This window comes from Streptomyces sp. 8L (assembly GCF_020176795.1).
In the GTDB taxonomy this organism is placed as follows: Bacteria; Actinomycetota; Actinomycetes; order Streptomycetales; family Streptomycetaceae; genus Streptomyces.
On the sequence record NZ_JAIUKE010000457.1, the window covers coordinates 1 to 9,589 of the forward strand.

The 9,589-nt window shown below is 74.1% G+C and carries 7 protein-coding genes and 1 pseudogene; 5 read left to right on the forward strand and 3 right to left on the reverse strand.

All coding sequences use genetic code 11. The annotated features are described in order from the left end of the window. Nucleotides 1–45 precede the first annotated feature (45 nt). The 3 genes from groL (at nt 46) to LCE31_RS30900 (ending at nt 4,868) form a co-directional block, all read left to right on the forward strand. On the forward strand, nt 46–1,698 hold the full coding sequence (groL, locus tag LCE31_RS30890; RefSeq protein WP_225020195.1) for a chaperonin GroEL: 1,653 nt from the start codon (nt 46–48) through the stop codon (nt 1,696–1,698). Nucleotides 1,699–1,861: 163 nt separating this feature from the next. Continuing rightward, nucleotides 1,862–3,295 (forward strand): Nramp family divalent metal transporter, encoded by a 1,434-nt coding sequence (locus tag LCE31_RS30895; RefSeq protein WP_225020197.1) that lies wholly within the window; start codon nt 1,862–1,864, stop codon nt 3,293–3,295. 148 nt (nt 3,296–3,443) lie between these two features. Beyond that, complete coding sequence (locus tag LCE31_RS30900) at nt 3,444–4,868, forward strand: purine-cytosine permease family protein (RefSeq protein ID WP_225020199.1); 1,425 nt, start codon at nt 3,444–3,446, stop codon at nt 4,866–4,868. Here LCE31_RS30900 and LCE31_RS30905 read toward each other — a convergent pair. The 3 genes from LCE31_RS30905 to LCE31_RS30915 form a co-directional block, all read right to left on the reverse strand. Next, nucleotides 4,801–5,160 carry a VOC family protein gene (locus LCE31_RS30905; protein ID WP_225020201.1) on the reverse strand — a complete coding sequence of 120 codons (360 nt, stop codon included), beginning with the start codon at nt 5,158–5,160 and terminating at the stop codon, nt 4,801–4,803. The genes LCE31_RS30900 and LCE31_RS30905 overlap by 68 nt on opposite strands. Before the next feature lie 137 nt (nt 5,161–5,297). Further along, entirely contained in the window at nt 5,298–6,107 is an 810-nt protein-coding gene (locus LCE31_RS30910; RefSeq protein ID WP_225020203.1) for a class I SAM-dependent methyltransferase, read from the reverse strand. Between the two features lie 121 nt (nt 6,108–6,228). Next, the gene (locus LCE31_RS30915; protein WP_225020213.1) at nt 6,229–7,713 is read right to left on the reverse strand and encodes a bifunctional phosphatase PAP2/diacylglycerol kinase family protein; all 1,485 of its coding nucleotides are present in this window, start codon (nt 7,711–7,713) and stop codon (nt 6,229–6,231) included. Nucleotides 7,714–7,877: 164 nt separating this feature from the next. Between LCE31_RS30915 and LCE31_RS30920 the strand changes: the two genes are divergently transcribed. Together LCE31_RS30920 and LCE31_RS30925 are read left to right on the forward strand one after the other, a co-directional pair. After that, complete coding sequence (locus tag LCE31_RS30920; RefSeq protein ID WP_225020215.1) at nt 7,878–9,332, forward strand: aminotransferase class I/II-fold pyridoxal phosphate-dependent enzyme; 1,455 nt, start codon at nt 7,878–7,880, stop codon at nt 9,330–9,332. Nucleotides 9,333–9,391: 59 nt separating this feature from the next. Further along, a pseudogene (locus tag LCE31_RS30925) lies at nt 9,392–9,589 on the forward strand (MBL fold metallo-hydrolase); the annotation flags it as partial.

Sequence of the window (9,589 nt, forward strand, 5' to 3'; positions counted from 1 at the left end):
GCCCACACCCCGCCCCCTCAGACCCACCGTGAAAGGACGCACGTCATGGCGAAGGACCTGCGCTTCAACTCCGAAGCGCGCGCACTGCTGCTCAGCGGGGTGAACGCCCTGGCAGACGCGGTGCGCGTGACCCTCGGCCCGAAGGGACGCAACGCCGTCCTCGAGAAGCTGACAGGGCCGCCCACCATCACCAACGACGGTGTGACCATCGCCCGCGAGATCCAGCTCAAGGACCCCTTCGCCAACCTCGGCGCGCAGCTCGCCAAGGAGGTGGCGACGCGCACCAACGGAGAGGTGGGCGACGGCACCACCACCGCCACCGTGCTGGCCCAGGCCATCGTGCGGGAGGGACTCGACGCGGTCGCGGAGGGCGCCAACCCGGTCCTGGTCAAGAACGGGATCGAGGCCGCCGTGGCCCGTGCGGTCGAGGTGCTCCAGGAGCAGTCGAGGCCGGTCAGGTCCGACGACGAACTCCTGCGCGTGGCGGCCCTGTCGGCCAACAACGACCCGGCGATCGGCGAGGCGATCTCGCAGGCGGTGGCCCGCGTCGGCCGTACCGGCGTGGTGACCGTCGAGGAGTCCTCGGCGTTCGGCCTCTCCGTCGAGTACGTGGAGGGGCTGGAGTTCGACAGCGGCTGGGTCTCGCCCTACATGGTCACCGACTCGGCGCGGATGGAGAGCGTCCTGGACAACCCGTACCTCCTGCTCTGCGACACCAAGATCACCAAGGTGCAGGACCTGATGCCGGTCCTCGAACAGGTCATGCGCACCGGCTCGCCGCTCGTGGTGGTCGCGGAGAACGTCGACGGGCCCGCGCTCGGCATGCTCGTCACCAACGCCGCGCACGGCACGTTCCGTTCGCTCGCCGTGCAGGCCCCCGGCTTCGGCTTCCGCCGCATCGCCGAGCTCGAGGACCTGGCGGCGCTCACCGGCGGCCGGGTCATCACCGGCACCGCGGGCCGCTCGCTCGACGGCGTCACGCTGGCGGACCTCGGGCGCGCCGAGAAGGTCGTGGCCACCGAGCGCTCCACCACGGTCCTCGGCGGCGCGGGCAGCGAGCAGCAGGTCGTCGAGCGGATCGAGAACCTCAAGACCGAGCTGGAGCGGGCCGTCAACGAGCACGACCGCGACAAGCTCGGCGAGCGCATCGCGAAACTCTCCGGCGGCGTCGCCGTGATCCGCGTCGGCGCGGCCAGCGGCGTGGAGCTGAAGGAGAAGCAGATGCGCCTGGAGGACTCGCTCGCCGCGACCCGGGCGGCGGCCGAGGAGGGCGTGGTCGCGGGCGGCGGCGCCGCCCTGCTGCACGCCAGGAGTGCCGTCGCGGCGCTCGACGGCCTCACCGGCGACGCCTCCGTCGGCCGGGACATCGTCGCCAAGTCGCTTGCGGAACCGCTGCGCTGGATCGCCATCAACGCGGGTCTCGACGGCGACGAGGCGGAGCGCGCGGTCGCGGGCCTCCCGCAGGGCTGCGGACTCGACGCCCTCCGCGGCGACTACGCCGACCTGTTCGTGCGGGGCGTCATCGACCCGCTCAAGGTCACCCGCTGCGCGCTGCTGAGCGCCGCGTCCATCGCGGCGCTGCTGCTCACCACGGAGACGCTCATCGTGGAAGAGGTGGTCCTGAACCCGGGCGCCATCCCGTCCGCGGAGATCGGCGACCTCGCGGAGGGAATGGTGCGCCCGTCCAACATCCCCTGACAGGCCGACATCCCCTGACAGCAGGGGCGGTGATACGGGCCGGCGGGTCTGTGGCCCCCGGCCGTCCGCGCCGGGCGCCCGCCCGCCGCCCGTACCCGCCGTGAAGACGGCAAGGCTTCCCGGCACTCGCTGCCGGCCCGATCAGCAGGCGGTGCATCGGTCCATGGACGGGAGATCCCGGGGCGGCGCGCCCCGCACGCGCGACGAGAACGGCGGAGCCGCCCCATCGGACGCCCGTCGGCGTCACGAGGACAGCCGCGACCGGCGGCACGAAGACAAGTCGGACCGGCGCCACGAAGGAAGCCGGGACGGACGTCACGGCGCAGGCCGGGACCGGCAGCGCGGCCGGGTGCCGGGCGAGCGCAGGCCCCGGCTGCGGGCCGGGATCTCGTACACCCTGCTGGGCCCGGCGTTCGTCGCCGCGATCGCGTACGTCGACCCCGGCAACTTCGCCACCAACATCCAGGCGGGGGCCGTCTTCGGGCCGCTGCTGCTGTGGGTGGTCGTCTCGGCGAACCTCGTCGCGATGCTGCTGCAGTACCTCTCGGCGAAGCTGGGCCTCGCCACCGGCGCCAGCCTGGCCGAGCTGTGCCGGGACCGCTACCCGCGCGCGGTCGTGCGGGGCCTGTGGGCGCAGGCCGAACTGGTCGTGGTGATGACGGACCTCGCGGAGGTGGTCGGCGGCGCGGTCGCGCTGAACATCCTGTTCGGGCTGCCGCTGCCGGCCGGGGGAGCGGTGGTCGGGCTGGCCTCGCTCGCCCTGATGCCGGTGAGCGGCGCCGGGAAGCGGCGGTTCGAGGTGGTGATGGCGCTCTGCCTCGCGCTGCTGCTCGGCGCGTTCCTCGGCCAGGTGCTTGGCACCGGAGGCCCCTGGGGGCCGGCGGCCGTCTCGGGTCTCACCCCGCGCCTCGACGGCGGCGGCAGCCTGGCCCTCGCGGGCGGCATCGTCGGCGCGACCGTGATGCCCCACGTGATCTACCTGCACTCCGCGCTCACCAGCGACCGCTTCAGCCTGGAGCTGGAGAGCGGCGCCCGGGACGTGCCGGTACGGCGCAGGCTGCTGCGGCACGTACGGGCCGACGTCCTCATCGCCATGGGCCTCGCCGGTGTCGTCAACGCGGCGCTGCTGATCTCGGCGGCGACGCTGTTCCACCACGGCGCCGGGGGCGCGGGCGACTCGCTGTCCGCCGCGCACCGGGCGTACGGGGCGCTGGCCGGGCGGGGCGCGGCCTGGGCGTTCGCCCTCGCGCTCCTCGTGTCGGGCCTCGCGGGCACCAGCGTGGGCATGTACGCGGGCCAGGTGGTGATGGGCGGCTTCCTGCACCGCCGCATCCCGGTGCTGCTGCGCAGGATGCTGACCATGGCGCCCGCGCTCGCCGTGCTCAGCAGCGGGATGAGCCCAACCCGCGCGCTGGTGGTCAGCCAGATCGTGCTCTCCTTCGGCATCCCGTTCGCGCTGGTGCCGCTGGTCGCGCTGACCCGGGACCGCCGGGTGATGGGCCCCTGGGTGAACCGGCGCGCGACCACGGTGGCGGCGGTCGGCGTGAGCGCGGTGATCGTGGCGCTGAACGTGAGTCTGCTGGTGAGCCTGGTCTGACGGGTCCCGGGCCCGGACCCCGGGGGTCGCGAAGCTCCGGAAACCGGGAGCCGGGATGTTCCGGAAGACCCGGAGTATTGACATTCTATTCATCAGGCGGAACTCTGCATGATCGTATGCAGTTGCTGCCCGAGGAATGGAGAAGCGTGTGGCCGAGTCCCTGGTAGAGCGGCGTTCCATCGACGTCGTGCCGGACGACGAACGCCACGGCACGGCGTTCTCCCAGTTCACGCTCTGGCTGGGCGCCAACCTCCAGATCACCACGGTGGTCACCGGCGGCCTCGCCGTGATCTTCGGCGGTGACGTCGTCTGGTCGCTGGCCGGGCTGCTCGCGGGCAACCTCGTCGGCGGCGCGGTGATGGCGCTGCACTCGGCGCAGGGCCCGCGCCTCGGCCTGCCGCAGATGATCTCCTCGCGCGCCCAGTTCGGGGTCAAGGGCGCCGTGGTGCCGCTGGTGCTGGTCGTCGTGATGTACGTCGGGTTCTTCGCCAGCGGGACCGTGCTCGCGGGACAGGCGGTCGGCAAGCTCACCCATCTCGGGCCCGTGGCCGGGATCGTGATCTTCGCGCTCGTCACGGCGGTGATGGCGGTCGTCGGCTACCGGATCATCCACGCGCTCGGCCGGGTGGCGAGCATCGTGTGCGCGATCGCCTTCGTGTACCTCGGCATCCGGCTCCTCAACCACATCGACGTGACCGCGGTACTGCACGACGAGAAGTTCAAGCTGCCGATGTTCCTGCTGGCCATGGCCCTGTCGGCGTCCTGGCAGCTCGCGTTCGGCCCCTACGTGGCCGACTACTCGCGCTACCTGCCCCGTACGACGAGCGCGCGGGCGACCTTCTGGTGGACGCTCGGCGGCACGGCGCTCGGCTCGCAGTGGTCCATGACGTTCGGCGTGCTGGTGGCCGCGACCGCGGGCAACGCCTTCGTGGACGACCAGGTCGGCTATGTGGTGGGGCTCGGCGGCACCGGCGCGATCGCCGCTTTCCTCTACTTCGCGATCGCCCTGGGCAAGCTGACGATCAACGTGCTGAACACGTACGGCGGCTTCATGTCCATCGTGACCAGCGTCAGCGGCTTCCGCGGCCAGCGGGAGCTGTCCCAGCGGGGCCGCGGTGCCTACATCGCGTGCATCATGGTCGCCGGCACGGTCGTCGCCCTGGCCGGACGGAACTCGTTCCTCGACTCGTTCGCCGACTTCCTGCTGTTCCTGCTGACCTTCTTCACGCCGTGGTCCGCGATCAACCTGGTCGACTACTACCTGATCTCGCGCGAGCGCTACGACCTCCCGGCGCTCACCGACCCGGACGGCCGCTACGGCGGCTGGCGCGCCATCGCGCTGATCACGTATGTCGTGGGCCTCGCCGCCCAGTTCCCCTTCCTGTCCACGAGCTTCTACACCGGTCCCGTGGTGGCTCCGCTGGGCGGCGCCGACATCTCCTGGATCGTCGGCCTCGTCGTGCCCGCCGTGCTCTACGGCCTGCTGGCCCGGCGCGAACGCTCCGCTACGCCTGAGTCCCGGGGTTCCGGTCCACGTACTCGAACACCGCGCCGTCAGGGTGCAGGGCGATGAGGTTGCGGCCGCCCGGCGACGCCACCGGGCCCACGAGCACCTGACCGCCGCACTCGGTGAGCGTGGCCGCCGTGTCCGCGACGTCCTTGACCGCGATGGTCGCCGTCACCTTGCGCAGTACATCAATCTCCGCGGCCGGCCCGCTCATGATCAGGAAGCATCCCACCGCGGCGGCGGACACGCCCCCGCGTTCGGAGCGCAGGGCCGGGGTGCCGGTGAGGCGTTCGTAGAACACCACGGCCCGGTCAAGGTCGTCGACGTAGATGCGCAGCGTGGTCCCGAGGATCTCCATGGCGATCAGATTAGTAGCAGAACCCGGCCCGGGGGACGGCGCGTTCGGCCGCGGTGAGCGACGCCCCGCGCGGCCGGACGGACTCGCGTGGCGCCCCGGCCCGCCGGGCGCCCGAGGAGCCCGGCGGACGCGGGGCGTCAGGCCCGGCAGCGCAGTTCGACGTTCGGGCAGACGAAGCAGGCGTCCTCCGACTCGCCCCAGGCACGCCACGCCCGCGCGATGCGGTCGAGCTGCGCGGCCGTGCCCTCGCCGCTCGCGGTGACCCGCTCGGCGTAGGCGGACGCCACGGTGCGGTCCGCCCACAGCCCGCTCCACCAGGCCCGCTCCTGCGGCGTCGCGTAGAACCAGGTCGAGGCCGACGGTGTGATCTCGGTGAAGCCCGCCTCGCGCGCCCAGGACAGCAGGCGCCGGCCCGCGTCGGGCTCGCCGCCGTTGACGCGCGCGACCCGGCGGTACAGATCGCGCCATTCGTCCAGCTCGGGCGGGGTCGGATACCAGCTGAACCCGCCGTAGTCGGCGTCCCGTACGGCGACGGTGCCGCCGGGCCTGCACACCCGGCGCATCTCGCGCAGCGCCTGCACCGGGTCGCCGACGTGCTGGAGCACCTGGTGCGCGTGCACGATGTCGAACGAGTCGTCGGGGAAGTCCAGGGCGTGGACATCCGCGACCGCGAAGCGGACGTTGTCCACCCCCGCCTCCCGGGCCGCGTCGCGCGCGGCGTCCAGGACGCCCTGTGCGGCGTCGACCGCGGTGACCGTGCCGGGGGCGACCAGGGCGGCCAGGTCCGCGGTGATGGTGCCGGGGCCGCAGCCGACGTCCAACAGCTCCTGGCCGGGCTCCAGTTCGGGTACGAGGTACCCGGCCGAGTTGGCGGCGGTGCGCCAGCGGTGCGACCTGAGCACCGACTCGTGGTGCCCGTGGGTGTATACGGCGGTCTCCCTGGCCATCGGACGACTTCCCTTCTCGCGACATCGCGTGACGGGATCACCGTAGGCCTGATTCTGCATCATGAGACGAAGTGTTTCACGATACGGACATCCGACAAGGCCGGGCGGCGTCGGCCGCCGCTCAGAAGGCGGTGGCGGAGAGGACCTGCGGCCGGTACACCGTCAGCGCCTCCACCGCCTTGTCCAGCACCAGCTCGGGCGGTGCGAGCCTGACCTCGCCGTCGTACGCGAGCGAGGTGCCGTGCGCGAGCGAGCCGATCCGCACCCGGCGCATCCGCTCGGCCGCGTGCACGGGCGACCGGCTCAGCGGCCCCGCCAGGGCCGCCGCCAGCAGCCGAAGGCCCGGCAGCCGCCCGCCGTGCACGATCCGCACGTCCAGCAGCCCGTCCGCGAGGTCGTGCCGGTGTCCCGGCGTCGGGCCCATCCGCTGGTAGATGTTGTTGCCCGCGAACAGCAGCCACAGCGACCGGCGCCTGCCGTCGAACTCGGCCTCCAGGCGGCGACCGCGGTGCAGCGTCCGCAGCGCGGCCAGCACCCCGGCGGGCCAGCCGCCGATGCGCGGCGCCCAGCGCTCCCGCACCCGCACGAGATCCGGGTAGACCCCGAGACTGAACGTGTTGAGGAAGTATCCGTGCGGCGCGCCGTCCGGGCCCGGTGTGAACCGCCCGAGATCCACCCGGACCGCCTCGCCCTCCGCCAAGGCGCGGCAGGTGTCGTGCACCGACTCGATGCCCAGGTCGTACGCGAAGTGGTTGAGCGTCCCGCCGGGGAAGACCGCGAGCGGCACCCGGTGCCGCACCGCCGCGGCCGCGGCCCGGTTGACGGTGCCGTCGCCGCCCACCACGCCGAGCGCGCGGCAGCGGCCCGCCGCCTCATCCAGCGTGGCCGCCAGCTCGCCCGGCGCGCACCGCACGACGTCCGCGCCCGGCAGCGCGTCCGCCACCAGCGTCGCGAGCTCCGACGAGCCCGAGGCCCGGTTGACCACGACCACCACGCCCTCGCCGCCCGGCAGCCGGGGCGCCTCGGCGAACGGCCTGCCGGGGGAGGGCATCTGGGAGCGTGTCGGCACGATCCCGCGGACCGCGAGCGCCGCTCCGACGCCGAGGGCCGCGCCCGCCAGGACGTCGCTCGGATAGTGCACCCCCGTGTAGACGCGGGAGAACGCGACCGAGGCCGCCACCGGCGCCGCCACCGCGCCCCACCCCGTGGACTCCAGGGCGACCCCCGCCGCGAAGGCCGCGGCCGACGCCGCGTGGCCCGAGGGGAACGACGTCGTCACGGGCTGCCGCTTCAGCCGCCGTATGACCGGAACGATGTCGACGACCGGCCGCTCGCGCCGCGCCGCGTGCTTGATGACGGTGTTGACCGCGGCCGAGGCCAGGGCCAGCGACGCCAGTCCGCGCGCCGCCGCCCTGCGTGAGCGCGCCCCGCGGCCCAGCACGGCGATGCCCGCCGCCGCGCCGCACCACAGCAGCCCGTGGTTGGCCGCACCGCTCAGCCGCGGCAGCACCGGTTCCGCGCCCGGCCAGTGGCGGGAGGCGGCGAAGCGGAAGGCCCGCTGGTCCAGGTCCGTGAGCAGGCCCGCGAGCCCCGATGTGTCTGCCATGCGGCTCCGTCTACCCCGCAGGTCGTCCGCTAGCCGGGCCCCGTCTGCCCCGCAGGGCCTCTGCCGGCCGGCCTCCCGGCGGCGCAAGTCGAGGAGCAGGTCCAGGAGTAAGCCGAGGAGTAAGCCAAAGGGCAAGTAATATCAAACATCTATATAAAGGGCATATGACTCCATCTGTCGGGACCACGGCAGGCGGTCACGGGCCTCACCCGGGAGGCGGAGAGCTGCGGCGAACGGTCCAGGAGGGCCGCGGTCCCGTCCGGTTCGGCCCGTCGGCGCCCGACCCGGGGCTGCCCGCGCTCCCGGAGCTGGTCGCCGCGTGCGAGGCCGCCGCCCGCTGCCCCGACCCGGAGCCCCCCGGCGGCGGAGCCGCCCTGCGCGAGGCCGCCGCGGGCTACTTCGCCCGGCGCGGCCTGCGGACCGCCCCCGGCCAGACCGCCGCCGCCCCGGGCGCGCCGCCGCTGCTGTTCGCGCTGCTCAGCGCCCTCGGCGGCGACGTCCTGCTGCCGCGCCCCTGCCCCGCGTGGTGGACCCCGCAGATCCGGCTCCTCGGCCGGCCCGCGTACCACGTGCCGACCCCCGCGGAGGCGGGCGGCGTGCCCGACCCGTACGCCCTGCTCGAAACCGTCCGCAGGGTCCGCGCGGAGGGCGGACGCCCCCGTGCCCTGCTGCTGTGCCCCGCAGACGACCCGACCGGCACCGTCGCCCCGCCCGATCTGCTGCACGCGGCGTGCGAGGCCGCCGTCGGCGAGGGCCTGCACCTCGTCAGCGACGAGACGTGGCGCGACACGCTGCACCGTGCCGCCACCGTCCTGCTCAGCCCCGCCGAGATGTGGCCCGGCGAGACCACCGTGATCTGCGACGCGGTCGGCGCGCTCACCCCCGCCGCCTGGCCCCTCGCCGTCGCCCGCTTCCCCCACACGGCCCACGGCCTCGCCCGCCGCGCCACCACGGCCGACATCCTCACCGCACTCGGCGCCGTCGTCCCCGCGCCCGTGGCCGCCGCCGCGGCGTACGCCCTGACCGAGCCCGACGCCGTACGGGTCAGGGCCCGCGCCGTCGCGTCCGCCCACGCCCAGGTCGCCGTCGCCGCGCACCGCGTGGTCCTCGCGGCCGGAGCCCTCGCCAGACCGCCGGCCGCAGGCCGCCACCTCTACGCCGACCTCGGGCCGCTGCGCGCCCGGCTTGCCGGTGTCGACGTCACCGACTCCATGGACCTGGAGGAGTACCTCACGGCCCGTCTCGGCACGCCCGCCTTCGGCGGACACCGCTTCGGCGACGAACTCGGCGCGCTGCGCGTGCGCCTGTCCACAGGGCCGCTGCTCGGGGCAACTCCGCTCAGCCGCCTGGAGTCCGTCAGTACGGGAACCCCGCTCAAACTCCCGCACGTGGCACAGGCGCTGAGCCGGCTGGCCGCGGCTCTCGCCGCCACGCGGCGCCCTGCGCCCCCGCCGCACGGCGCGGTGGGCACGCACGGGGGCCCCGACGCCGCGGGCCAGGACCGCACCGAGGAAACGGAAGGCAGGGGCGGTACGGAGGACACGCACGACGCGCGGGGTGCCGCGGGCGCCCACGGCAGGCACGCCAGACCTGGAACGGACGGGACGGAGTCCTTGTGAGGGAATCGACACAGAGCGAACCGGACCACGGCCGCCTCCCCGCCGCCGCGGCGACCGCGGTGCACGCCGCGCAGCGGCTACCGGCCCCGCGCCCGGTCGGCGAACACCGCCGCCACTGGCCGAGATCCTTCGCCGACCGGCTCACCGCGCCGCTGCCCGGCATCCTGGAGTTCGCGCGCTTCGTGAAGGACGGCGCCGTACGCCCAGGCCCCGACGGCCTGCGCGACATCCCCCGACTGCCCTTCGCCCCGGCCCCG